At 70.7% G+C, this 23,615-nt stretch carries 27 protein-coding genes; 14 read left to right on the top strand and 13 right to left on the bottom strand.

The genetic code is table 11. From position 1 onward, the window contains the following. Nucleotides 1-18: 18 nt before the first annotated feature. Complete coding sequence (locus ACFWX1_RS28205) at nucleotides 19-153, bottom strand: hypothetical protein (protein WP_378392297.1); 135 nt, start codon at nucleotides 151-153, stop codon at nucleotides 19-21. Nucleotides 154-822: 669 nt separating this feature from the next. Here ACFWX1_RS28205 and ACFWX1_RS28200 point away from each other — a divergent pair. The 3 genes from ACFWX1_RS28200 (at nucleotide 823) to ACFWX1_RS28190 (ending at nucleotide 3,840) form a co-directional block, all read left to right on the top strand. Beyond that, a complete protein-coding gene (locus ACFWX1_RS28200) occupies nucleotides 823-1,764 on the top strand; it encodes a RimK family alpha-L-glutamate ligase (protein ID WP_378392296.1) in 942 nt (313 codons plus the stop codon). A gap of 213 nt (nucleotides 1,765-1,977) precedes the next feature. Further along, nucleotides 1,978-2,625, top strand: coding sequence for a hypothetical protein (locus ACFWX1_RS28195; RefSeq protein ID WP_378392295.1), 648 nt, complete (start codon nucleotides 1,978-1,980; stop codon nucleotides 2,623-2,625). A 174-nt stretch (nucleotides 2,626-2,799) separates the two neighbouring features. Continuing rightward, nucleotides 2,800-3,840, top strand: coding sequence for an LLM class F420-dependent oxidoreductase (locus ACFWX1_RS28190; protein WP_378392294.1), 1,041 nt, complete (start codon nucleotides 2,800-2,802; stop codon nucleotides 3,838-3,840). Between the two features lie 10 nt (nucleotides 3,841-3,850). On the opposite strand, the gene ACFWX1_RS28185 is transcribed toward ACFWX1_RS28190, so the two are convergent. After that, nucleotides 3,851-4,471: a class F sortase gene (locus ACFWX1_RS28185; protein ID WP_378392293.1), complete on the bottom strand. Its 621-nt coding sequence runs from the start codon at nucleotides 4,469-4,471 to the stop codon at nucleotides 3,851-3,853. 266 nt (nucleotides 4,472-4,737) lie between these two features. Between ACFWX1_RS28185 and ACFWX1_RS28180 the strand changes: the two genes are divergently transcribed. Further along, nucleotides 4,738-5,706, top strand: coding sequence for a Ppx/GppA phosphatase family protein (locus ACFWX1_RS28180; protein ID WP_378392292.1), 969 nt, complete (start codon nucleotides 4,738-4,740; stop codon nucleotides 5,704-5,706). A gap of 43 nt (nucleotides 5,707-5,749) precedes the next feature. Further along, nucleotides 5,750-5,935, top strand: a complete 186-nt coding sequence (locus ACFWX1_RS28175; RefSeq protein WP_378392291.1) for a hypothetical protein — start codon at nucleotides 5,750-5,752, stop codon at nucleotides 5,933-5,935. 3 nt (nucleotides 5,936-5,938) lie between these two features. On the opposite strand, the gene ACFWX1_RS28170 is transcribed toward ACFWX1_RS28175, so the two are convergent. Genes ACFWX1_RS28170 through ACFWX1_RS28155 form a run of 4 tightly spaced genes read right to left on the bottom strand, consistent with a single transcriptional unit; the run spans nucleotide 5,939 to nucleotide 10,064 of the window. After that, nucleotides 5,939-8,305 carry a glycoside hydrolase family 65 protein gene (locus tag ACFWX1_RS28170; protein WP_378392302.1) on the bottom strand — a complete coding sequence of 789 codons (2,367 nt, stop codon included), beginning with the start codon at nucleotides 8,303-8,305 and terminating at the stop codon, nucleotides 5,939-5,941. 20 nt (nucleotides 8,306-8,325) lie between these two features. Further along, on the bottom strand, nucleotides 8,326-9,057 hold the full coding sequence (locus tag ACFWX1_RS28165; protein WP_378392290.1) for an HAD family hydrolase: 732 nt from the start codon (nucleotides 9,055-9,057) through the stop codon (nucleotides 8,326-8,328). A gap of 40 nt (nucleotides 9,058-9,097) precedes the next feature. Then, the gene (locus ACFWX1_RS28160) at nucleotides 9,098-9,454 is read right to left on the bottom strand and encodes an ArsR/SmtB family transcription factor (RefSeq protein WP_378392289.1); all 357 of its coding nucleotides are present in this window, start codon (nucleotides 9,452-9,454) and stop codon (nucleotides 9,098-9,100) included. Between the two features lie 37 nt (nucleotides 9,455-9,491). Further along, nucleotides 9,492-10,064, bottom strand: coding sequence for a TetR/AcrR family transcriptional regulator (locus tag ACFWX1_RS28155; RefSeq protein WP_378392288.1), 573 nt, complete (start codon nucleotides 10,062-10,064; stop codon nucleotides 9,492-9,494). Between the two features lie 103 nt (nucleotides 10,065-10,167). Between ACFWX1_RS28155 and ACFWX1_RS28150 the strand changes: the two genes are divergently transcribed. Beyond that, nucleotides 10,168-10,680: a PaaI family thioesterase gene (locus tag ACFWX1_RS28150; protein ID WP_378392287.1), complete on the top strand. Its 513-nt coding sequence runs from the start codon at nucleotides 10,168-10,170 to the stop codon at nucleotides 10,678-10,680. A 325-nt stretch (nucleotides 10,681-11,005) separates the two neighbouring features. On the opposite strand, the gene ACFWX1_RS28145 is transcribed toward ACFWX1_RS28150, so the two are convergent. Further along, on the bottom strand, nucleotides 11,006-11,488 hold the full coding sequence (locus ACFWX1_RS28145; protein ID WP_378392285.1) for a MarR family winged helix-turn-helix transcriptional regulator: 483 nt from the start codon (nucleotides 11,486-11,488) through the stop codon (nucleotides 11,006-11,008). Here ACFWX1_RS28145 and ACFWX1_RS28140 point away from each other — a divergent pair. Next, entirely contained in the window at nucleotides 11,487-11,963 is a 477-nt protein-coding gene (locus ACFWX1_RS28140; RefSeq protein ID WP_378392283.1) for a pyridoxamine 5'-phosphate oxidase family protein, read from the top strand. The genes ACFWX1_RS28145 and ACFWX1_RS28140 overlap by 2 nt on opposite strands. A gap of 7 nt (nucleotides 11,964-11,970) precedes the next feature. Here ACFWX1_RS28140 and ACFWX1_RS28135 read toward each other — a convergent pair whose 3' ends face one another. Then, complete coding sequence (locus ACFWX1_RS28135) at nucleotides 11,971-13,170, bottom strand: ROK family protein (RefSeq protein ID WP_378392281.1); 1,200 nt, start codon at nucleotides 13,168-13,170, stop codon at nucleotides 11,971-11,973. A gap of 133 nt (nucleotides 13,171-13,303) precedes the next feature. On the opposite strand from ACFWX1_RS28135, the gene ACFWX1_RS28130 reads away from it, so the two are divergent. Next, entirely contained in the window at nucleotides 13,304-14,059 is a 756-nt protein-coding gene (locus tag ACFWX1_RS28130) for a DUF427 domain-containing protein (RefSeq protein ID WP_378392279.1), read from the top strand. A 1-nt stretch (nucleotide 14,060) separates the two neighbouring features. Here ACFWX1_RS28130 and ACFWX1_RS28125 read toward each other — a convergent pair whose 3' ends face one another. Beyond that, nucleotides 14,061-14,789 (bottom strand): zf-HC2 domain-containing protein, encoded by a 729-nt coding sequence (locus ACFWX1_RS28125; protein WP_378392277.1) that lies wholly within the window; start codon nucleotides 14,787-14,789, stop codon nucleotides 14,061-14,063. Between the two features lie 68 nt (nucleotides 14,790-14,857). On the opposite strand from ACFWX1_RS28125, the gene sigC reads away from it, so the two are divergent. Next, entirely contained in the window at nucleotides 14,858-15,430 is a 573-nt protein-coding gene (gene sigC, locus ACFWX1_RS28120; protein WP_378392275.1) for an RNA polymerase sigma factor SigC, read from the top strand. Nucleotides 15,431-15,457: 27 nt separating this feature from the next. Here the strand turns inward: sigC and ACFWX1_RS28115 are convergent, their stop codons facing one another. Beyond that, nucleotides 15,458-16,354 carry a TIGR03564 family F420-dependent LLM class oxidoreductase gene (locus tag ACFWX1_RS28115; RefSeq protein WP_378392273.1) on the bottom strand — a complete coding sequence of 299 codons (897 nt, stop codon included), beginning with the start codon at nucleotides 16,352-16,354 and terminating at the stop codon, nucleotides 15,458-15,460. Between the two features lie 10 nt (nucleotides 16,355-16,364). Continuing rightward, complete coding sequence (locus ACFWX1_RS28110; RefSeq protein ID WP_378392271.1) at nucleotides 16,365-17,048, bottom strand: TetR/AcrR family transcriptional regulator; 684 nt, start codon at nucleotides 17,046-17,048, stop codon at nucleotides 16,365-16,367. 93 nt (nucleotides 17,049-17,141) lie between these two features. On the opposite strand from ACFWX1_RS28110, the gene ACFWX1_RS28105 reads away from it, so the two are divergent. Further along, nucleotides 17,142-18,185 carry a serine hydrolase domain-containing protein gene (locus ACFWX1_RS28105; RefSeq protein ID WP_378392269.1) on the top strand — a complete coding sequence of 348 codons (1,044 nt, stop codon included), beginning with the start codon at nucleotides 17,142-17,144 and terminating at the stop codon, nucleotides 18,183-18,185. Here the strand turns inward: ACFWX1_RS28105 and ACFWX1_RS28100 are convergent. After that, entirely contained in the window at nucleotides 18,180-18,944 is a 765-nt protein-coding gene (locus ACFWX1_RS28100; protein ID WP_378392268.1) for a class I SAM-dependent methyltransferase, read from the bottom strand. The genes ACFWX1_RS28105 and ACFWX1_RS28100 overlap by 6 nt on opposite strands. A 51-nt stretch (nucleotides 18,945-18,995) precedes the next feature. Further along, entirely contained in the window at nucleotides 18,996-20,024 is a 1,029-nt protein-coding gene (mgrA, locus tag ACFWX1_RS28095; protein WP_378392266.1) for an L-glyceraldehyde 3-phosphate reductase, read from the bottom strand. Nucleotides 20,025-20,100: 76 nt separating this feature from the next. On the opposite strand from mgrA, the gene ACFWX1_RS28090 reads away from it, so the two are divergent. From ACFWX1_RS28090 to dmpI, 4 genes are all read left to right on the top strand, one after another. Beyond that, nucleotides 20,101-20,982 carry an AAA family ATPase gene (locus ACFWX1_RS28090; protein ID WP_378392264.1) on the top strand — a complete coding sequence of 294 codons (882 nt, stop codon included), beginning with the start codon at nucleotides 20,101-20,103 and terminating at the stop codon, nucleotides 20,980-20,982. Then, entirely contained in the window at nucleotides 20,979-22,349 is a 1,371-nt protein-coding gene (locus tag ACFWX1_RS28085; RefSeq protein WP_378392262.1) for a VWA domain-containing protein, read from the top strand. The genes ACFWX1_RS28090 and ACFWX1_RS28085 overlap by 4 nt, the downstream gene beginning before the upstream one ends. 10 nt (nucleotides 22,350-22,359) lie before the next feature. Continuing rightward, nucleotides 22,360-23,253 (top strand): LysR substrate-binding domain-containing protein, encoded by an 894-nt coding sequence (locus tag ACFWX1_RS28080; protein WP_378392260.1) that lies wholly within the window; start codon nucleotides 22,360-22,362, stop codon nucleotides 23,251-23,253. A gap of 101 nt (nucleotides 23,254-23,354) precedes the next feature. Continuing rightward, nucleotides 23,355-23,537 (top strand): 4-oxalocrotonate tautomerase DmpI, encoded by a 183-nt coding sequence (dmpI, locus tag ACFWX1_RS28075; RefSeq protein WP_378392258.1) that lies wholly within the window; start codon nucleotides 23,355-23,357, stop codon nucleotides 23,535-23,537. Nucleotides 23,538-23,615 lie beyond the last annotated feature (78 nt).

Raw genomic sequence — 23,615 nt, 5'->3', positions numbered from 1 at the left:
GGAGATCGCGAACCGAGCCTAGAAGCTGTAGCCGTTGTTGCGCCGGGTCGCCGCTGCCTCGCGGTCAATCTCCGCTTGCTCACGCAGGCCCGACCGCGCAGCCGCGTCCAACACCGCATTGGCCCGGTCGACCCGGAGCTGTGTCCGAGCCATGGACTCTTCGGCCGACGCGATCAACTCGCGTGACAGAGATTTTTGTCCTCGATACGGGCCTAGACGGTACGGCTGTTCAGCGGTCACAGGAACCGTCGAACTTGGCACTGTTGGTGTGCACCGACAGCCCGGTCACGCGGCTTTCATGGGGCCCCGTCCCCTCGCGGGCGAAGAGGCCGCCACTACTCACCGTGACCGCCGAGCCCGGCCCGCCGGGGGAGTCCAGGCGTGAAGCTCAAGCAGCCGAGCCGCCACCTCGGCCCAACCAGGTCGCACTGTTCAGGCTCTGTGAAACCCACCTGCTGGACCGAGGCGGCGGGAATCCGGCTGTGGCGGTGGCGTCGGGACCAGTGGCTCGTGAGTGGTTTCCGGTTCTGTCCATTCGCGAGTCTCTCCGCGGGTGGGCAGAACACACTCTCGTTGTCGTTTGTGGCCGGACATCCTAGCCGGGAGTGCGAATTCGAACAAGGCCTTGGTATCGATGTGTGGATACAGGCACTCGTCATGGGAACAAAAAGGCAGTCGAATCGGGGTGCGGTTGCCTTGCTCGACCCCGGCTAGTGTAATCATCGGGTCGTGTCCGGACCGAATCGACAGGTATCAGAAACGGTTTCCGGCAGTCGTATCAGAGGATGAACCCGCCTGTTCTCATGACCTCTGGAGGTCTGGATGCGTGTCGCTCTGACCACTTCCCGGAGAGCGGAAGGAAAAGACACGGAGCTGGGGTCATTGAGCAGTGCGCTCGCTCGCCACGGTCTTACCTGCGCTTCTCCCGTATGGGACGATTCGCGGGTTGACTGGTCGGCTTTCGACGTGGTTGTAGTGCGCTCCACTTGGGACTACCCCGACCGGCCGCGGGAATTCCTCGACTGGGCCCGGCGAGTGCACGGCGAAACTTTGCTGCTCAATCAACTCGATGCGATCGAGTGGAATCTGGACAAGAGGTACTTGCGTTGCCTGGCCGATGCCGGCGTGCCGGTGGTCCCCACTGTCTGGACTTCCCCTGGTGAGCGGTGGGAGCCACTTGCCGGCAACGAGTACGTGGTGAAACCGGCCGTGTCCAACGCTGCCCGGAATACCGCACGGTATCGTCCTGGTCGTGACGACCGGCGCGCGGCGGCGCATGTCGGGCGGCTGCATCAAGCGGGCCGGGTGGTCATGACGCAGCCATATCAGAACGCTGTGGACCACAACGGTGAGCTGTCGTTGATATATCTCGACGGCCGCTACAGTCATGCCGTTCGCAAGAGCGCCTTGCTGAAGTCGGGTGATTCCCTGCGCGACGACCTTTTCTTTCAGGCTCATATCGAGGTCGATGAACCGTCTGACGCCGAGTTCGAGTGCGCGCGTCGTGCAATCGACGCGGTGATCGAACTCCACGGTGTCCAGCTTTACGCTCGCATCGACCTTATCATCGGTCTTACCGGTGAGCCGGTCGTGCTCGAATGTGAACTTGTCGAGCCGTTCCTTTTTATCGACCTCATTCCGCGCGGTGCGGAAATGATGGCTGATGCCATCGTCGGCCAGGTCGACCGGCTTGCTTCGCGACGTCGGTTGTCCGTGCGTCCCGATGGCCGGACGGCGGCGATTTGCCCGACCTTGCTCCGATGAGTGTCCGAATTGCTCTGTCGGCTCCGCCCCGAGTCCGGCATAATGGTGTGCGCTGCGTCGCGGGGATGAGGAAGCCGTCACTCCGATCATAGGATGGCTTTCAGGGCGACGTGTTCTCCTGGAATCCGATATCCCGGAGGACTCTGTTCCCGAGCGCGACTGTCGCAGAAACGTGGAGTGTCCGACGACTTTGGCGAAGGTGGGCTTGCTGTGATGCGAAGGAACGCGGGATTCGGACGGCCGTTGGTGGCGGGCGCGGTGGCCGCCGCGCTCGCCTTGTTCGTGGGTTACCCGGCTTCTGCCGCCGACTCCGCTTCGCGGCCTGCGCATGCGAGGTCGACGACGATGTCCGCGGCGGGCACAGCGGACCGGCCCGCGACCCCGGCGCCGGCCGGGGCCCGGGCGGGCCTTCGAGTCGCGGCGGCGGACGGAGTCTGTCTCAAGGCGTACATGCAGAACCTCGGGTGGCAGAACGAGCAATGCGCCTCCGCGGGTCAGGAGGCGACCGCCGGGGCGGCCGGGCCAGGGCTCCGGATGGAGGCGCTGACACTGTCGGTCGGGGGAAGCGGTTTCTGCGTCGCCGGTTACGTGCAGGACACCGGATGGCAGCCGTGGGCCTGCGCCGGGGCGGGCGAACACCTCACCGTGGGTACCACCGGGCAGGACAAGCGCCTGGAAGCGGTGAGCTACAGCGTCCAGGCCGGGACGATCTGCGGGAACTCCTATGTGCAGGACGTGGGCTGGAACCAGAACTGGTATTGCGGCGTCGACGGCAAGACCAACGCGATCGGTACCACGGGGCAGGACAAGCGTATCGAGGCGGCCTCCTTTCTGATCTGCCGTTCCGCCGAGAACTGCTGAGGCCCGTTCCCGTGCCGGCAGCCACCGGCGATCGACGCTAGCCCTCCCCGCGGCCGATGTCAGCTCTCCGAAATCGGCCGATGAGATTTCGCCGCGCCGGTGAGATTTCCCCCGATCTGTCGGCATGAGCAACCGCTTAGTAGGCTATGCGCCAGGACGAGCGAAGGAGCGCGGATGCGGATCGGAACCCAGATCAACTACGCGGGCGGATTCGCCGACAGCGTCGCGGACATCGTCGAGCTGGAGAAGGTCGGGCTCGACATCGTCTTCGTGCCGGAGGCGTACTCGTTCGACGCGGTCAGCCAGCTCGGCTACGTCGCCGCGAAGACCGAACGGGTGGAGATCGCCTCGGGCATCTTCCAGATCTACACCCGCACGCCGACGCTGACGGCGATGACCGCGGCCGGGCTCGACTTCGTCTCCGGTGGCCGGTTCACGCTGGGGCTCGGCGCGTCCGGGCCGCAGGTGATCGAGGGTTTCCACGGCGTGAAGTACGACGCCCCGCTCGCCCGCACCCGCGAGATCATCGACATCTGCCGCCAGGTCTGGCGCCGTGAGCGCGTCGTGCACGACGGCAAGCACTACACGATCCCGCTGCCGCCGGAGCAGGGCACCGGGCTCGGCAAGCCGCTCAAGCTGATCAACCACCCGGTGCGCGAGCGCATCCCGATCCTGCTCGCCTCGATCGGCCCGAAGAACGTCGCCCTCACCGCGGAGCTGGCCGAGGGCTGGGAGCCGATCTTCTTCCACCCCGAGAAGGCCGCCGACGTCTGGGGCGACGCGCTCGCCGAGGGGAAGGCCAAGCGGGACCCGTCGCTCCCGGAACTGGACACTTTCGTCGGCGCCGCGCTCGCGATCGGGGACGACGTCGACCACCTGCTGGACAACCTGCGGGGTGTGCTGGCCCTCTACATCGGCGGAATGGGCGCGCGGGGCAAGAACTTCTACAACGACCTCGCCCGCCGTTACGGCTATGAGGCCGAGGCGAAGCTGATCCAGGACCTCTACCTGGACGGCAAGAAGGAGGAGGCCGCGGCCGCGGTCCCGGTCGAACTGCTCCGCGCGATCTCGCTGGTCGGCCCGGCGGGCTACGTCAAGGAGCGGCTCGCCGCGTTCAAGGAGGCCGGGGCGACCACGCTGGTCGTGAACCCGCTGCTGCCCGGCCGCGAGGCGCGCGTCGAGGCCGTCGCCAAGCTCCGGGAGCTCATCGGCTGACGCCGCGGCGTCAGCGCGCCGGGGCGGCGAACACGGCCGTCCGGTGGCCGGCGCTTGCGGTGTCGTAGGTGCCGTGGCAGGTGATCAGCCGGAGTTCGGGGCCGCCCGAATCCGGTGCGACGAGGGCGCTGTCCGGCGTGTCCGCCGGGAAATCAGCCACTCGGCGCACGACGAACCGGCTGGCCTGGCCCGCGTCGTCACGCACCGTGATCTCGTCGCCGGGGAGCAGGATGGCGAGCCTGCCGAAGGCTCCGTGCGCGTACCCGAAGCCCGCGTTCCCGGCCATGACGGCGACCCCGGCGTCACCGGGCGCGGGGCCGTCGGCGAACCAGCCGATGCCGGCGGCGGTGCCCGGCATCTCCCGGCGGCCGTCGGCGGTGTGCCGGAGTTCGACGAGCTTTCCGCTGGTCAGGCCCAACACCGGGATCTCGAGGGTGGCCGGTTTCGCGGTCGGGTGACCGGCCGCGGGCGAGACGTTTCCGGCGGGGACGGGGGTGGTGCCGACCGCCGCGGGGGTGAGCGCGAGCGAGACGCCGAGCAGGATCCCGCCGAGACCCACGATGACGGCGCTCGCCGCGGCGAGCAGCGGGAGGAGTTCACCTCGCCGCTCGGGTCGTCGGATCACGTTCACCTGCTGCTCCACCCCGGTCTGATGCCCAGTGATCGCTCCGGGACCCCGATGTCGTTACCGAATTGAGTCCTCGGCGCCCCGGATTCACTCAGACGGGTTACCCGTCTGTAATCTGTGGTGATAACACGGCGTCCGCGAGACGCCAGAAACTTGTCAAAACCACGTGACTTGTGAGGGATTTCGGCCAATATCAGGTGAACAGGGGGTTGAATCCAGGACACGGAACGACCCCGGAGGATCGCAGCGGAAGTGAGGTGCACCCGGCTGTGCCGAACGCGTCGAAGATCGGGAAGTCCGCGGTGGGCGTGCTGGACGTCGGATCGTTCAGTGCGCGCCTGGTGGTGCTGGAGCCCGGCGGGACACCGCTCGAGCCGGCGCTTTCCCACCAGACCCGGCTCCGGCTCGACCGCGAACTCGACCCGGCGGGGCGCCTGACCGAACGCGGGATCGCGGCGGTGTCCGCCGCCGTGTCGGCCGGGATCACCATGGCCGCCAAGCACGGCGTCACCGACGTGTACCCGCTGGCGACGTCCTCGATCCGGGACGCGGGCAACGCGCGGGAGGTGGTCCGCAGGATCGCCCGGGAGACGGGCGTCGAACTGCGGTTCCTGTCGGGCCGCCGGGAGGCCGAACTGGCCTACCTCGGTGCCCGCCGCTGGTATGGCGCCGGGGCCGGGCCGCTGCTGGTCCTCGACATCGGCGGCGGCACCGTCGAACTGGCCGCGGGGCGCGGCGAGCAGGCCGGGTTCGCGCGGTCGCTGCGGCTGGGCGCGCGGTCGATGACCCGCGACTGGCTGCCCGTCGAACCGGTTTCCGGCAAGCGTGCCGGCGCGCTGCGGGAGCACGCGCTCGAGGAGGTCACCGAGGCGCTCGGCGACGTTCTGCCGGAGATCGCCGATCACCGCGTGGTCGGCTGCTCGAAGGTGCTGCGCCAGCTCGCCCGGCTCGCGGGCGACCGGCCCGGCAAGGCACGCGAGCTGCGGCTGGAGGACCTCCGCGCGTGGATCCCGCGGCTGGCCGCGCTCCCGTCGGCCCGCCGGGCCGAGCTGCCCGGGATCTCGCGGGTCCGTGCCCGGCAGGCGCTCGCCGGCGCGATCGTCGCGGAGGCGCTGCTCACCGTCTCCGGCGGCAAGGTGGCCATCTGCCCGTGGTCGACCAGGGACGGCCTGCTGCTCACCCTGCTCGACCGGCGCGGTGAATCGCCGATCCGCACCCACCGGCGTCGCGCCGCGTAGCCCGCTACTGGTGCCGCGGCGGAAAACCGGGTAACCAGAAGACATGAGTAAGCCGTTGAAGCTGAGCAAGCCGTTCGAAGAAGAGGACGAGAAGCCGCCGAAGCTGCCCGATCCTCAGCTGCCCGGCGACGTGCCCAGCGTGCCGAGCCCGGATCTGACCCCGAGCCATACGCGCGACATCGATGAGCCGCCCGGCACCGACGAGCCGTCCAGCGACCTCCCCGGCTGAGCGTCAGCGGTCGAACTCGCGGACCCGCGAGGCGTCGCGCCGCGCCGGCTGCCTGCCGATCGGCTGCACCGGCGGCTCGCCGGGGTCGATCGAGGGGATCGGCAGCCGCACCGGTTCGGCGGTCACGGTGAACTTTTCGCCGTGATGCCGCAGTTCGAGCGGTTCGCCGGCCAGGACGTGATAGGTGGCCTCGTCGCGGTCGATCTCGACCTGGAACCGGGTACCGCGGAAGCACAGCCGGAAGGTGATCCGGTTCAGCTGCGGCGGCAGCCGGGGCGCGAACGTCAGGTCGCCGCCGTGGTCGCGCAGCCCGCCGAACCCGGCGACGGCGCCCTGCCACGCGCCGGCCAGCGACGCCATGTGGATGCCGTTGCGGACGTTGTTGTGCACGTCGTGCAGATCGGTCAGCGCCGCCTCGGCGAGGTAGTCGTAGGCGAGCTGCAGATGCCCGACCTCGGCCGCGACGACGGCCTGAGTTCCCGCCGAGAGCGAGGAGTCCCGCACGGTCCGGGCCTCGTAGTAGGCGAAGTTGCGAGCCTTTTCCTCCGGGCTGAACGAATCCCCGCAGAGGTACAGGGCGAGCACCAGATCGGCCTGCTTGACGACCTGCTTGCGGTAGAGATCGAAATACGGAAAGTGCAGCAGCAACGGGTAGTGCTGCGGGTCCGTGTCCGCGTAGTCCCATTCGTCGTGGTCGAGGAAGCCTTCGGACTGCGGGTGCACGCCGAGCTCGGCGTCATAGGGCAGGTACATCGTTTCGGCGGCGGTGCGCCACGAGTCGAGTTCCGGGGCGTCCACGCCGAACCGCTCGGCGAGGTCGGGATGCCGTTCGCACGTCCACACGGCGCCGTGCAGGTTCCGCCGCGCCATCAGATTCGTGTAGACGTTGTTGTCCGCCACCGCGGAGTACTCGTCCGGCCCGGTCACCCCGTCGATGCGGAACGCGCCGTGCCGGTCGTGGTGGCCGAGCGACGCCCACAGCCGCGCCGTTTCCACGAGCAGTTCGGCACCGCACTCCCGTTCGAATTCCTCGTCCCCGGTGGCGCCGAGGTAACGCAGCACCGCGTCCGCGATGTCCGCGCTGACGTGGAAGGCGGCGGTGCCCGCCGGCCAGTACGCGGAACACTCCGCGCCGTTGATGGACCGCCACGGGAACGCCGCGCCGCGCAGCCCGAGCTGGGACGCGCGGTCCTTCGCCTTGTCCATTGTGGAGTGTCGCCAGCGGAGCGCGTCGCGGGCGGCGTCCGGCATCGTGTAGGTCAGCACCGGCAGCACGAACGATTCGGTGTCCCAGAAGGCGTGCCCGTCGTAGCCCGGCCCGGTCAGCCCCTTCCCGGCGATCGCCCTGCTCTCCCCGCGGGCCCCGGCCTGCAGCAGGTGGAACAACGCGAACCGGACCGCCTGCTGGAGTTCGGCGTCGCCGTCGATCTCGATGTCCGAGGTGGCCCAGAAGTCGTCGAGGAACGCCCGCTGCTCGGCGAGCAGGCCCTTCCAGCCGGTCTGGCGCGCCCCGGCGAGCGCGGCGTCGACCTGCGCCCGCAGCGCCGGGACGGATCGCTGCGCCGACCAGCCGTAGGCGAGGTACTTCGTGATGCGCAGCCGTCCGCCCTTCGGGACGTCGACGGCGACGGTGAGCCGGGCCAGGTCGTCCTCGGCGTGGATCCGGGTGCGGACGCCGTCGTCGACCTCGATCTTGTGGTCCATCGCCGCGGCCATCCGCAGCCCGGACACCCGGGTCTGGTGCACCAGCACGGCGTTGTACTGCTCGGCGTGGCTGAACAGCGAGACCAGCGGGGACTCCAGCGCCGCCGCGACCCGCGGGTCCCTGGTGTCCGATTCGATCGGCTCGTTGGCGAGCAGATCCGACTGCGCCACCAGCTGGAGGTCATCGTCCAGCGGTTCGACCTCGTAGCGGATCGCGGCCACCGCGCGCTGGGTGAACGACACGAGCCGCTCGGTGCGCACGCGGACCCGGCGCCCGGTCGGCGAGGACCATTCGGTGGTGCGAGTCAGCGTGCCCTTGCGGAAGTCGAGCACGCGGTCGTGCGCGGTCGCGGTGCCGTAGCGCATGTCGAGCGGCTCGTCCTCGACGAGCAGCCGGATGATCTTGCCGTCGGTCACGTTGACGACGGTCTGGCCCTCTTCGGGATAGCCGTATCCGGCCTCGGCGTAGGGCAGGTCGTGCTGCTCGTAAAAGCCGTTCAGGTACGTGCCCGGCAGCCCGCGCGGTTCGGCCTCCTCGAGCGTGCCGCGCAGCCCGATGTGGCCGTTCGACAGCGCGAACGCCGATTCGGTGCGCTGGAGCGCGTCGATGTCCATCCCGCACCAGCGCAGCTCCCACGGCGCGCATTCGTATCCGTGTCCCGGCATGGTGCCCTGTCCAGGAAAGCTCACCGTGCCTCCAGCAGTTCGGCGAGATCGTCCACTACGACATCGGCGCCGTGCGCGCGTAGTTCGTGCGCCTGGTGCGCGCGGTTGACGCCGACGACGAATCCGAAGCCGCCGGCCCGGCCGGCCTGGACCCCGGACTGCGCGTCCTCGAACACCGCCGCGTGCGCGGGTTCGACTTCCAGCGCCTTCGCCCCGGCGAGGAAGGAATCCGGCGCGGGCTTGCCCTTCAGGTGGTCCCGCGCGATCACCAGTCCGTCGATCCTGGCCTCCACGAACGGCGTCAGGTTCGCCGCGTCGAGCACCTTGGCGCCGTTGGCCGAGGACGTCACGACCGCGATCCGCAGCCCGGCGTCCTTGACGGCCCGCAGATAGCGCACCGAACCGGGATAGGGATTCACCCCGCGCTCGTCGATGATCTTCAGTACCAGCTCGTTCTTGCGGTTGCCGACGCCGTTGACCGTGGCCGCGTCGTTCGCGTCGTCCGATTCCCCTTCGGGCAGTTCGATTCCGCGGGATCGCAGGAATTCGCGGACGCCGTCGGCACGGGGCCTGCCATCGACATACGCCGCGTAGTCGTGGTCGGTGAACGGGGTGAAGCCCGCGCCGTCGCGTTCGCGCAGGAACTCGTCGAACGTCCGCTTCCACGCCTCGCGGTGGAGCACGGCCGTCCCGGTCAGGACGCCGTCGAGGTCGAACAGACAGGCGGTGATGGTGTCCGGCAGTCCGAGCATGTCTGCGACGGTACCGGGCATCACCCGGTCTCGCCGGTGTTCACGGTGTCTCGGCGGGATGCGGCCGGACGCGGTGGATCAGTTCGTGCACGTCCTCGTCGGCGAGCCGGTAACGCACCACCCGCCCGCTGCGCTGCGCGGCGACCAGCCCGTGCGCGCGCAGCAGCCGCAGCGCCTGCGACACGGCGGTGTCGGTCATCCCGGTCACCGCCGCGAGGTCGGTGACGCTGATCTCACGGGCGTAGTGGATGGACACCAGCAGCGCGAGCCGGGACGGATCGGCGACGACCGAGAACCGCCGTGCCCATTCGTCGATCACCGCGCGGTCGCCCAGCCCGGCGACGGCCGCGGCGACACGATCGGGGTCGATGAGGCGGGGTCCTGGCTCGGTGCTCACGCGCCGATGATGGCAGCCCGGCCGCGGCCGGACCAGTTCAGGCGGCGGCCAGTGCCAGCGTGGCGAAATGCGCGGCCGCGCGATCGAGCGGGGCCACCGACCGGCGGACGCGGCACAGCAGCAGCGCTCCCTCCAGGAGTTCCACCGCGGCGAAGGCGAGATCCTTCGCCCGCTCGGCGTCGTACCCGCGCTCGGCGAGTAACCCGGCCAGCAGCGTGTGCCAGGTGTCGAACGCCTTGCGGCACGCCTCGGTGAGCGCGGGGGAGACATTGGCCATCTCCAGCGAGACCGTGGCGAGCGGGCAGCCGCCACGGTATTCGTCGGCGGCCAGCGCCTGGCCCGCCTTGCGGTACCACCAGCGGATCGCGTCCTCGGCGGTCTCGGTGCGTTCGAAGCCGCGTCGCACCGTCTTCGCGACGATCTCGGTGCCCAGTTCGACCGCGGCGACCCCGAGCTGTTCCTTGCCGCCGGGGAAGTGGTGATACGCCGAACCCCACGGCGTCCCGGCCTCCTCGACCAGTCGCCGCCAGGACGTCGCCGTGTAGCCCTCGCGGCGGAACAGAGTCATCGCCGTCGAGATCATCCGCTCGCGGGTCGTGGTGTCGGGCACGTTCCCAGTCTAGTCCTTGACTAGTCCTTGACTAGGACGATCGTCCTGTGCTGAGCTGCCTGATAGGACGATCGTCCTAGAGACCTCGGTGAGTGGAGGCGGCATGACCGTCGAAGACGTGAATGTGGGGCAGCTGCGGGAAAAGACCATCGCGTGGCGGGATCCGCTGCCGATGGCCGGACTCGCCGCGAAACTGTCCGGAGTGGACTATCTGCGCGGGATCGCGGAGGGGCGTGTCCCGCCACCACCGATCTCCGCCCACTTCGGGCTGCGGTGGGTCAGCGTCACCGAGGGCGACATCGTCCTGGCCGCTGAGCCGGACGAGTCGCTGTACAACCCGATCGGCTCAGTACACGGCGGGGTGGCGGCCACCATGCTGGACTCCGCGGTCGCGTGCGCGGTGCATTCGACGCTGCCCGCCGGGGTCGGGTACACCTCGGTCGAGCTGAAGGTCAGCTTCGTGCGCGCGATCCACGCCGGGATGGGGGAGATTCGCGCGCACGGCTGGGTCGTCAAGGCCGGGTCGCGGGTCGCGTTCGCCGAAGGGGACATCCGCGACACGGCGGGCCGGGTGCTGGCGACCGCGTCCAGTACCTGCCTGATCATCGCGTCCTGATCGCACGCTGTGAAGGAGCCTCTGTGGCCCTCGGCCTGGATCTTCCGGTCTGTGATGGTGTCCTGAACGCGTCGTTGGCGACGGTGAACGTCGCGAACGCGTCGTTCAGGACACCGGCGGCGGTGTGGCCGGGCGCCACGCTCCTTTGCCGCGAACGCTCCGTTCGGGACCTTGAGCGTCGGGAACGGAGCGTTCGCGACGCTCAAGGCCGCCCACGCCTGCCGGTGTCTTCAAGTCCGGTCTTCCTGGCGGTCACACCTTCGCGGCCCCGTAATCCACAAAGGACAGTGGCGTCCGTGTAACGAGGACACTTTCCGCGGAGCGGCTAGAGCGGCGGGCGGACGCGCCGGTTGCGGACGGCGTCCTCGCCGCCGAAGCGGCCGATGATCGCCGTGAGAAGAGCCTGCGCGTCGGCGATCCGTGCCTCGCCGAACTCGTCGATCAGTTCACGCTGAAGCGACTTCCTCAGCGCGCGAGTCTCCTTGATCGCCTTTCGCGCGTGCTCGGTGAGATGCAGCAGCCGCGTGCGAGCGTCCTGAGGGTCGGGCTCACGGCGAAGCAAGCCACGTCGTTCGAGATCGGCTACGGCCTTCGAGGCGGCTTGCTGCGTCACGCCCATCCGTTCGGCGAGGGACGAGATCGACAGGGGAGCGGCGAGCACGTGCTGGAACACCACGCCGTCGTTGAACCGCAGGTCCTCGAATCCTTGCGCGGTCAGCCTTCGCCGGAGTTCGTCCGTCATCGTCCAGCCGGCGAACAGGGCGGCGAGTGACAGGTCGAGCTCGGGTGCCGTAGGATGCACAACCATGGTTGTGGAATCTAGCACGGCGCCCGGTGCGCTGCTCGACGAGTTCGTCCGGGTCGCCCACCGGATCGTGTGGTGCACGCTGGTGACGGTCGATCGGCGCGGGCGCCCGCGGTCGCGGGTCGTGCATCCGATCTGGGAACGGACCGGCGACACCGTGACGGGCTTCGTCTTCACCCGGCCGACTCCGCTGAAACTGGCCCATCTGGAGCGGACGCCGTTCGTGTCCTGCTCGTACTGGGACCCCGCGCACGAGGTCGCCGTCGCCGAGTGCGCGGCGGAGCTGCTCGACGACGAGCCCGTCCGCGAACACGTCTGGCAGCTCTTCGCCGCCGCGCCGGAACCACTCGGCTACGACCCGAAGATCCTCGGCGCGCGCGACCACCGGGACCCGGCGATCCGCGTGCTGCGCCTGACGCCGTGGCGGCTCAGCTGTTCGGACGGGACCGGGGGCCGGGCCTGGCGGGCGGCGGGCTGAACAGGCGTCAGGCGGCGCCGACGCGTCGTTCGAACACCAGGCCCTCGGCGGCGCGGAGCCCGACGCTGATCGCGCCGGTCAGCACGCCGTCCTCGCCGAGTTCGCCCTGCACGACGGCCGGGACGAGCGGGGTGAACGCGCGCAGCGCCCGGTCGATCGGCTCCAGCAGCAGATCCGCGGCCGTGCCCATGCCACCGCCGAGCACGATCAGCTCGGGGTCGATCACAGCCGCGACGGACGCCACGGTGTAGGCCAGCCGGTCGGCCTCCGCCTCGACGGCACGCTGCGCCAGCTCGTCGCCTTCGCGGGCGAGACGGAACACCTCGCGAGCCGATTTCGCCGATCCCAGGCCGAGTTCCCGCGCCCCGCGCACGACGGACTGGGCGGCCGTGGCCTCCTCCAGATGACCGCGCGCGGGCGGCTCGCCCGGTTCGTCGGCCGAGCGGAGCTGCCCGTACGGGAGGTAGCCGATCTCCCCGGCGGCGCCGGTGGCGCCACGGAAGACCTGGCCGTCGACCATCATGCCCATGCCGACGCCGGTGCCGATCGTGATGCAGCCGAACACCGACGCGCCGCGGGCCGCGCCGCTCTCCCATTCGCCGACGGCGGTGAGGTTCGCGTCGTTCTCCACCATCAGCTCGGGGCCGAGCACGGCTTCGAGGTCGTCGAGCAGCCCGGCGCGTCCCCAGCCGGGCAGGTTCGGTGCGTGCCGGAAGCAGCGCCGCGCCGGATCGGCGACACCGGGCGAGCCGAGCACGCGCACCACGATGTCGTCGGCGGTGAGGCCCGCGTCGGAGATCGTGTCGGCCGCGATCTTGCCGACCGCCGACACGAGCGCGTTGCCGGAGCGGGCCGTGTTCCGCTCGTCCCGACGCGCGACCATCGTCCGGCCCAGATCCGACACGGCCACCCGGATGTGCTCCCGGCCGATGTCCACGCCCAGCACGTATCCCGCGGTCGGATCCGCTTCGTAGAGCACCGCGGACCGGCCGGTGCCGGTGGAGGTGTGCCCGGTCGGGCGGGCCAGCCCGGCGGCTTCGAGCGCGAGCAGCGCCTGGCTCACCGTCGGCTTGGACAGCCCGGTGTCCTTGGCCACCTGGGGCCGGGTCGCCGGGCCGCCGCGGCGCAGCAGATCCAGCACCGCCCGCTGGTTGATCTTGCGCATCCCGGCGGGCGTGCCGACCGGCGGAGTGTCTACGCCAACCACCAGAGCCCGCTTCCTGTCGAAGGTATAGGTACTGCCAAGTTATCCGGCCGCGCCGCCTCTTGGGTAAGAAACCTTCCTTTCGGCCCGTGCCGGGTGAGGGAACAGACACTCCCGGCGCGTCGTTGAACGCGATATGAGCACGGCGGGACGCGGCCGGGTCCGCGTGGCACCAGGGGCGAAACGGGTCCGGGCCTACCTCGGCGGGCAGGTGGTGGCGGATACCGTCCACCCCTTGCTGGTGTGGGAAGTTCCTTACTACCCAACGTATTACTTCCCTCGCGCCGACGTCGTGACCGCACTGCTGACCCCCTCCGGGAACACGGTGCGGTCACCGAGCCGGGGAGAGGGTGTTCTTGCGACGATAAGCGCAGGCGGCGCCGAAGCGGTGGACGCCGCGCTGGAGTATCCGGATTCCCCGATTCCCGAACTCCGCGGCCACATCCGGCTCGAGTTCGCCGCGATGGACGCGTGGTTCGAGGAGAACGAGGAGATCTTCACCCATCCACGGGACCCGGGGGTGCGGGTGGACATCCTGCCGAGCTCCCGGCACGTCCGGATCGAGGTCGGCGGGGTGACCGTCGCGAACACGATGCGCCCGTCGCTGCTGTTCGAGACCGGCCTGCCCACCCGGTACTACCTGCCCAGGACGGACATCCGGCTCGACCTGCTCGAGCACACCGAGACCGTGACGCATTGCCCGTACAAGGGCGCGGCCGAGTACTGGTCCGTCCGGGCCGGTGGCGAGCTGCACACCGACCTCGCCTGGAGCTATCCGGCGCCGCTGCCGGAGAGCGCCCGGATCGCGGGCCTGATCGCCTTCACCGACGAACGCGTGGACGTCTACGTCGACGGCGTCCTGCAGGAGCGCCCGAAGACCAAGTTCGGCTGACTCAGGCGGCGTGACGGCCGCTGGCGTGACGCCGCGACCCGGGCCGTGGGCGGGGACGCGCGACCGGACCGGCGGTGTCCGTCGCGGAGACGTCGGCGCCGCCCGCGCCGTCGGACACGGCCGTGGGCAGCGGGCTGTGCCGGCCGCGATGCTGCCGGTGCACGGCGTAGAGCAGGGCGAGGCCGAGCACCACCAGCGTGTGCGTGAGAACCCGGCCCGCGGTGACCTGACCGGCGAACAGATCCCCGGTGGACACCCCGAACAGGACGACGACGAAGCCGGTGAGCAGCGGCAATTGGCCCGACGCCGTCTTCGGCCGGAAGGTGGCCCACAGCAGGCCGACGCCCACCGCGAGGTTCCACGCGCCGCTCTCGTGCGCGAGGTGCCCGGCCAGCTGGACCGGGTCGTGCAGGTGATGCGCGTCGCCGCTGCCGAGCAGCTGGGCGAAGGCCAGCGCGAGCTGGGCGACCGCGACCACGCCCAGCGCGATCCGCAGCGGCCAGCCCTCCCCGCTGGGCGCGGGGGCGCGGTCGAGAATGGCGGCGGTGAGGTCCGGGACCGGCGGGGCCGGGCGCAGCAACAGCCCGCGGTTCAGGCGCTCGGCCTCGGCGGACCACGTCCGGCACGCCGCGCATCCGGCCAGGTGGCGGTCGACGGCCCCGGGCGGGCCTGGTTCGGTCTCGCCGTCGATCCTCGCCGACAGCCCTTCACGGCATTCTTCGCACCTCACCTCCCAGTAGTCGGACGCCGGGGCCGCGCGGTTCCCGCCGTCGTCCTCCTCGCTGCTATTTTCAGTCCATGCCCGGTGCGCGCAGCAGCGAAGACGACGAACGGACCACCGCGCTGGCGCTCGCCGCCGGCCGCGGGGACCGGCGTGCGCTGGAGGAATGGGTGCGGGCCACCCAGGCCGACGTGTGGCGCTTCCTCGCGCACCTCGCCGACGCCGGTGCCGCCGACGACCTCACCCAGGAGACCTACCTCCGGGCCTTCGGCAGCTTGCGCCGGTTCGCCGGGCGCTCGTCGTCGCGGACCTGGCTGCTGTCCATCGCCCGCCGCGTCGTCGTCGACCAGCTGCGTTCGGCGGGTGCCCGGCCGAGGATCGCCGACACGGACTGGGAGAGCGCCGCGGAACGGCGGAGCGCCCGCACCACGGCCGCCGGGTTCGAAGACCTCGTCGAGCTGCGGATGCTGCTCGACGGCCTGGACCCGGAACGGCGCGAGGTGCTCGTGCTGACCCAGGTGCTCGGGCTGAGTTACGCCGAGGTCGCCGACGTCTGCGGCTGCCCCGTCGGCACCGTGCGCTCGCGGGTCGCGCGGGCCAGGGACGATCTGCTCGACGCCGCCCGCGAGCGCGGGCACGACGTCGGCTGACCGTCCTTTCCGGACGGATCCGGTGAGTCAGAGGCGGGCGAACAGCTCGCGCGTCCGGTCTTGTTCGGACGGTTCGCCGAACGGCATGACCAGAAGCTCCGTGGCACCGGCGTCTTCCAGCTCACGGACGCGGGCGAGGACGTGCTCCTCGTCGCCTGCCAGCACCGCGTCGGGAATGCCCGCGTAGCCGTCGCGGTCCAGGATCGCGCGGTAGGCGGGCACCCCGGTCGCGGCGCCGTAGCGGTCTTGAATCCAGTCGAGCCGGGCCCCGGGATCGTTCGTGACGCAGATCAGCTGGGCGGAGATCACCCGCGGCGCGGGTCGCCCGGCACCGGCCGCGGCTCCCGTGAGCGTCGGCACGACGAACTCCGCCAGCGAACGCGGTCCCGCCCACACGGTGGTCGCGCCGTCCGCGTGGGCGCCGCTGACGCGTAGCGACGCGGGGCTGACCGCGCCGACGACCACCGACGGCGGTTCGGCGTTCGGGATTTCGGCGCCGCCCACCGCGGTGATCGTCTCGCCGTGGAAATCCGCCTTTTCCCCGCGCAGCACCGGATCCAGCGCCTGGAGGTACTCGCGCAGATGCCGGATCGGCCGGTCGAACGAGTAGCCGAATTCGCCTTCGACGACGTGCCGGTGGCTGACGCCGACGCCGAGGTTGACCGGCGAGCCGGTCGCGGCCTGGAGCGTCCGGGCTTGCGCGGCGAGGGTGATCGGATGCCGGGGGTAGGTCGGCACCACGGAGGTGCCCAGTTCGACGCCGGGGACTGCGGCGCCGATCGCGGCCAGCGCGGTGAGGGCGTCCCAGCTCCCGCGCTGCGCCAGCCAGATCGAGCGGTAACCGAGATCGGCGGCAGTGCGGGCTTGTGCGATCAGGTCCGCGAAGGACACGTCGAGTTCGTCGAGCAGGATTCCGGTGCGCATGGGCGTTTTCCTAGCTGTAGGCGCGCCTCAGGCGGGCGCGGTCGAGTTCGGCGGCTTCGGTGAAGATCGCGACGGCGCGGGGCGCGATCGCGTGGACTTTCGTCATCGAGGGGCTGCCCGAAGGGGTGAACGCGTGGGCGACCGTGTCGGCCAGCAGCGCGGCCGCCGCGGCGGGATCGCCGGCCTGTGGCGTGAGCAGGAACCCGTGCAGCAAAGCGCGGTACGCGACGGCGATCTCCTCCACCGGCCGGTCCGTCCGAAGTAGACGGTGAGCGGCCAGCAGGCGCAGGTAGTCCTCGAACAGCTCGTCGTGCCGCGGGTCGAGTTCGCCGTGGAGCTTGGGCAGGAGCTTGCCGAGCGTGCCGGCGTCGGCGGCGTATCCGGCGTACAGGAGGGGGCGGTTGACGACGTTGGTGAACTGGACCTCGGTCAGCCGGGGCAGCAGCGCCACCCGTGGATCCGCTTCGAGCGCGCGCACCAGGTCTTCCATCGTCCGCGCGCCTTCCCGTTGCAACACCGCGAGAAACAGTGCCTCGCGGGTCTTCCAGTGCAGGTAGAGCGTGCCCTTGCCGACGTCGGCGTGGTCGGCGACGTCTTCCACGGTGGTGCGCCGGTAGCCGACGCGCAGCAGGAGGTCGGCGGCGGCGTCGAGGATGCGTTCGGCGCGGTCCGCCCGCGACTCGGCTGGAGGCATGGGATGAGCATATGACCAGATTCGAAATTTGGTCAAACGTCGGCCCGGCGAATCTCAGCGGACGGGAACGGCGCGCGCCGCTACTGTCGGCGCATGTCGTTCACCGGCCTCGATGCCTGGCTCGCCGATCGCGCCGCCGCCGACCTCTTCTCCGGCGTGGTGCTGATCCGCCGTGGCGACGAAACGATGTTCTCGGGTGCCTACGGGTGGGCGAGCCGTCGCTGGCGCGTGCCGAACACGCTCGCGACGCGGTTCGACACCGCGTCCGTCACGAAGCTCTTCACCTCGGTGGCCGCGCTGCGGCTGGCCGACGAGGGACGGCTGGATCTCGGCGCGCCGATCACCGAGCTCGTCGACCTGGCCGGGACGGCGATTTCGCCCCGGGTGACCGTGCGGCACCTGCTCACGCACACGTCCGGCATCGCCGACGACGCGGACGAGGAAGCAGGGGAAAGCTACGAAGCCCTGTGGCTCGAAAAGCCGGTGTACACGGTCACGCGAGCACGCGATTATCTGCCGAATTTCGCTGACAAGGAGCCGAATTTCGCGCCAGGCGAAGGCTGCCGGTACTGCAACGCCGGATACCTGCTCGTGGGCATGGCGATCGAGGAGATCACCGGAACCGAGTACCGCCAGCACATCCGCGACGTCGTGTTCGCCCGCGCGGGCATGGCGGACTCGGATTTCTTCGACCGGCGTGATCCCGCCCCGGACGTCGCCGAGGGCTGGGATCCCGTCCTCGACACGGAAGGCACGATCACTGGCTGGCGGCAGAACATCTTCAGCTATCCGCCCATCGGCGCACCCGACGGCGGCGCACATTCCACTGTGGACGATCTCGTGCGCTTCCTGCGTGCCGTGCGCGGGGGCGAGCTGCTGTCCCCCGAACGCACCGCGCAGTTCCTCACTCCACAGGTCCGCCACGACGAAAACGTTTGGTACGGCTTCGGCCTGGAATTCACCCTCGGCCGCGACGGCGGGGTCTGGAACTACTACAAGGACGGCGGCAACACCGGGGCGTGCTCCCTGGCCCGGCACTACCCGGCGCCCGGCCTCGACGTCGTGATGCTCTCGAACCTCACCACCGGCGGCCTGGCCGTGATCCGCGAACTCGACCGCCGGATCAGGGCGCTATAGCTTGCGGGCCTCGATCAGGAAGCGGTGGTGGGTCATGGTCCAGACGCCGTCGGCGACGATCCGCTCGTGCAGGGCGGCGAGCCGCTCGCGGTACCGCTCGACGTCGAAACCCGGCACGATCCAGATCACCTTGCGCAGGTAGAGGACCACAGCGGCGACGTCGAAGAACTCCACCCGGCGGACGGTGGTCCGCAGATCGGTCACGGTCAGGCCCGCGGCCTCGGCGGCGGCCTTGGCCCCTTCGGCGCCGAAGGTCGGGTCAGCGGGGTCCGAGGGCGGGCAGGAACCCATCATGAACTCGGTCAGCTCGGCGGCCGAGGGCCCGCCGACGTGCTGGGCGAAGTACGTCCCGCCGGGCATGAGCACCCGGGCGACCTCCGGCCAGGGGACGAACGTCGGATGGCGGGTCGTGACGAGGTCGAACGTGGCGCCGGGGAACGGCAGCGGAGCGTCGTTCGGGACCTCGTGGACCTCGCCGCCGAGCGGGGCCAGCGTCTCCCGCGCGCGGCCGACGTTCGGTGGCCAGCCCTCGGTGGCGACGAGGACCGGCGGCGGCTTCGGGATCTCCGCCAGCACCTCGCCGCCACCGGTCTGCAGGTCGAGCGCCGCCGACGCCCGCGCCATCCGCTCGCCGAGCAGCCGGGAGAACCCCCACGGCGGCCGTTCCTCGGTGGCGCGGCCGGCGAACCAGGAGAAGTCCCAGCCCTCGGTCGGCTGCGCGGCCCCTTCGGCGATGAGGTCCTCGAACGTCGTGCTCATGACGTCATCGTCGATGGCGCGACGAACACTCGCAACGGATTTCCGGGCGCGTCAGCCGTCGGTGGAACGCTTCCACAGGTTGATGCCGCTTTCGGTGGCGTACTGGTCGATTTCGGCCAGTTCCCCGGCGGTGAACTCGAGGTTCGCGAGCGCGCCGACGTTGTCCTCCAGCTGCTTGACGCTGCTGGCCCCGATCAGCACCGACGTCATCCGCGGATCCCGCAGCGCCCACGCGAGTGCGAGCTGGGCGAGCGTCTGTCCACGGCGGACGGCGATCTCGTTCAGCGCGCGCACCTTGGCGAGCGCCTCCTCGGTCAGCGTGTCCGGATTGAGGGATTTCCCTTGCGCGGCACGGGAATCCGCCGGGATGCCGCCGAGGTAGCGGCCGGTGAGCACGCCCTGGGCGAGCGGCGAGAAGGCGATGCAGCCCGCGCCGGCGGTCTCCAGCGTGTCGAGCAGCTTGTCGGTTTCGAGCCAGCGGTTGAGCATCGAGTACGACGGCTGGTGGATGAGCAGCGGCGTGCCCAGCTCGCGCAGCAGCCGCGCGGCCTCGGCCGTCCGCTCGGAGTTGTACGAGGAGATGCCGACGTAGAGCGCTTTCCCGGAGCGGACGGCCCGGTCCAGCGCGCCGACGGTCTCTTCGAGCGGGGTTTCCGGGTCGAAGCGGTGCGAGTAGAAGATGTCGACGTAGTCCAGCCCGAGCCGCCCCAGCGACTGGTCGAGCGAGGCGAGCAGGTACTTGCGCGAACCCCATTCGCCGTACGGGCCCGGCCACATGTCGTACCCGGCCTTGGTGGAGATCACCAGCTCGTCGCGATACGGCCGGAAGTCGGTGGCCAGCAGCCGCCCGAAGTTCTCCTCCGCCGAGCCGTACGGCGGGCCGTAGTTGTTCGCCAGGTCGAAATGCGTGATGCCGAGGTCGAACGCGCGGCGCGCGATGTCGCGCTGCGTCTGCAAGGGACGGTCGTGGCCGAAGTTGTGCCACAGGCCCAGCGAGATCGCGGGCAGCTTCAGCCCGGAGCGCCCACAGCGTCGGTAGGGGATCGATTCGTATCGGCCGGGAGCCGCAACATAGGTCACGCGGCCGATGCTAGCCCGCCCTGGCACGCGCGGCGGTCCGGTACAGTCCGGGGTGAGCGAGCGCTTAGGAGGTCGCGTGGGCACCGGATTCTTCTCCTCCGTCGACGACGTGTCGGCGAAGCTGGCCGAGGTCGGCTACCTGGCCTCGCCCGCCGTGGCGACCACGGTGTTCCTCGCCGACCGGCTCGGCAAGCCGCTGCTCGTCGAGGGCCCGGCCGGGGTCGGCAAGACGGAGCTGGCCAAGGCCGTCGCGCAGGTCAGCGGCTCGCGGCTGGTGCGGCTCCAGTGCTACGAGGGCATCGACGAGGCCCGCGCGCTTTACGAGTGGAACCACGCGAAGCAGCTGCTGCGGATCACCGCCGGCCGGGACGAGACGTGGGAGGAAGCGCGCACCGACATCTTCGGCGAGGAGTTCCTGCTGCGCCGTCCGCTGCTGACCGCGATCTCCGGGACCGAGCCGACCGTCCTGCTCATCGACGAGACCGACAAGGCCGACATGGAGGTCGAGGGCCTGCTGCTGGAGGTGCTCGGCGACTTCCAGGTGACCGTCCCCGAACTGGGCACGATCACCGCCTCCCGCCGCCCGTTCGCGGTGCTGACCTCCAACGCGACGCGGGAGCTGTCCGAGGCGCTGCGGCGGCGGTGCCTGTTCCTGCACATCGACTTCCCGGACGAGGAGCTGGAGCGTGACATCGTCCGGCTCAAGGTGCCGGGAATCAACGACGTCCTCGCCGACTCGGTGGTCCGGGTCGTCGCCGCGCTGCGGGCGATGGACCTGCGGAAACTGCCCTCGGTGGCGGAGACCATCGACTGGGCGCGCACGCTGCTCGCGCTCGGCGCCGACACACTCGACGACCAGGTCGTCCGCGAGAGTCTCGGTGTCGTGCTCAAGCACCAGGACGACATCGCGAAAGCGGGTGCGGGCCTGCGGCTCGACGAGGTACTGGACGCGTCGTGACCACGGGTGTTCCGGAGCGGCTGACGGCGTTCGTGCGGGCGCTGCGGGGCCAGGGCATCCCGGCGGGGCCCAGCGAGACGATCGACGCGGCGGCCGCGCTGGAGGTGCTCGGCTTCGCCGACCGGGAGCTGATGCGGGAAGGCCTGGCGGCCGCGCTGGTCCGCCGGGGCGGGCAGCGCTCGGTCTTCGACGCGACTTTCGACGTCTACTTCCCGGCCGGGGTCGGCGTACCCGAACGGGCCCGCGAGGACCGGCCCGAAAACCTCGAAGAGCTGCGTGACCAGCTCGCCGCCGCGCTCGCCGAGGACGACCAGCAGACCTTGGCGCAGCTCGCCGGGGTCGCCGTCGACATGCTGGGTTCCTACGGCGTCGCCTCCGGCCCGGGTGGCGGTTGGTCGGCGCACCAGACGCTGGACCGGCTCCAGCCACAGACGTTGATCGTGCGCGTGCTCGCCGCGATCCGGGCGGGCGGCGCCCGCGGCGACGCGTTCACCGACCGGCTGGAGCGGGACGAGGTCCGGCGGCGGGTCGAAGGGTTCCGCGGTCAGGTCCGCACCGAGGCCCGCCGTCGCGCGGCGGAGGTCCGCGGCCGCGAGCGCGTCGCGAAACACGCGATCCCGCCCGCCGCCGACCGCGTCGACTTCCTCATCGCCAGCCGCAGCCAGCTCGCCGAGCTGCGCCGCACCATCCAGCCGTTGTCCCGCAAGCTCGCGACCCGGCTGGCCGCGCGGCGCCGGGCGGCCAGCCGCGGGCAGATCGACCTGCGGCGCACGTTGCGCCGTTCGCTGTCCACCGGGGGAGTGCCGGTGCGTCCCGCGTTCCGGCACCGGCGCCCGGCCCGGCCGGAAATCGTGCTGCTGTGCGATATTTCCGGTTCCGTGGCGGGCTTCGCCAACTTCACCATGCTGCTCGTGCAGGCGCTGCGCGATCAGTTCAGCAAAGTACGCGTGTTCGCCTTCGTCAACTGCACCGACGAAGTCACCGGACTGGTCACCGGCGGCGACGCCGATCCGGAACAACTCGGCACGCGCATCCTCACCGAGGCCGAGGTCGCCCGCTGGGACGGGCACAGCGACTACGGCGACGCGCTCCAGCAGTTCGAGGAGGACTGGGCGGACGCCGTCGGGCCGCGGACGTCGGTGCTGATCCTCGGCGACGCCCGCACGAACGGCGGCGATCCGAACCTCGACGCGCTCCGCCGGATCCGCGGCCGCGCGCGGCACGTGTTCTGGCTCAACCCGGAACGGCGGGCGCTGTGGTCCACAGGGGACTCGGCGGCGCTGGACTACGCCGAACTGGTGGAAATGCACGAGTGCCGGACCGTGCAGCAACTGTCCACTTTGGTCACCCGGCTGCTGCCGGTCTAGGCGGCGCGGCGTGGAACTGAGGCAGCTCAGGTACTTCGTCACGGTCGCCGAGGAACTGCACTTCGGCCGGGCCGCCGAACGGCTGCACGTCGTCCAGCCCGCGGTGAGCCAGCAGATCCGGCGGCTGGAACGGGAACTCGGCGCCGAACTGCTGGACCGCTCGCCACGGCGCGTGCGGCTCACCGAGGCGGGGCGGGTGTTCCTGCCCGAGGCCCGCGCGGTGCTCGCGGCCGAGGAGCGCGCGAAGGCCGTCGTCGCGGAGTTCACCGGCGGCCGCACCGCGACCGTCCGGCTGGGTACCAGCACCGGCCTCGGCGATCACCTGGACCGGGTGCTGGACGCGCTCGCCGAGCTGGCGCCGGGCACCGGCGTCGAGCTGGTGTCCGCGGCGACGCAGGCCCGCCTGGACCGTGTCGCGAATGGACAGCTCGACGCGGCCTTGATCCGTGGTGCGCGGGAACATCCCGGCGTGCGGCTGATCCCGGTGTGGCAGGACCCGCTGGTGGTCGCGCTCTCCGCCCGGCATCCGCTCGCCGCCGGGCCGGACGTGGCACTGGCCGACCTCGCCGGCCTGCCGCTGCGGCTGGTTTCGCGGCGGGACAACGCCCCGCTCGTCGATCTCGTCGTTTCCGCCTGCCACGAAGCCGGATTCACGCCCGCGTTCGACGGGCGGACGAGCAGCCTGCAGGACACCCACGCCGCGATCGGCGCCGGCGAGCCACTGTGGACGGTCATCTACGCCGCGCACGCCCGGCAGCTCGCCACCGGGCGGGTGGCGTTCCGGCCCGTGCGGGACGCGCGGCTGGTGATGCCGACGGCGCTGGCGGTCCGCGCGGACGATCCCACCCCGCACCTCGACGTGCTGCTCGCGGCCTGTGCCGCGCTGGACGATCACGATCGCTGATCGCTGCGCGTACGGACCGGATCTTGGTCGGGGGCCGGGATTCCGGTGGACTGGGGTCAGCCCGGCGGAGACCGGGGGAACGACCAGGAAGTGACCCGATCATGCCCATCGTGACCGTCCAGCAAGGACCCCGCGACATCGAACTCAAGCGGGAGCTGGTCCGCCGCGTCACCGACGCGTTCGTCGACGCGCTGAAGGTGCCGGCCGAAAGTGTTCAGGTCTGGATCCAGGAGGTGCCCACCGACAGCTGGGGCATCGGGGGCACGCTCACCGCGGACAAGTAGCGCCCCGCGCCGTCCGGGGGGGGGCGGCGCGGCGGGGGGGGGGGCGGGCGGCGCGCGCGCGGGCGGGGGGCGCGCGCC

It is taken from the genome of Amycolatopsis sp. NPDC059021 (assembly GCF_042739895.1).
Taxonomy (GTDB): domain Bacteria; phylum Actinomycetota; class Actinomycetes; order Mycobacteriales; family Pseudonocardiaceae; genus Amycolatopsis.
Note: the sequence above shows the minus strand (reverse complement) of the source record. Positions and strands in the feature narration are given on the sequence as shown.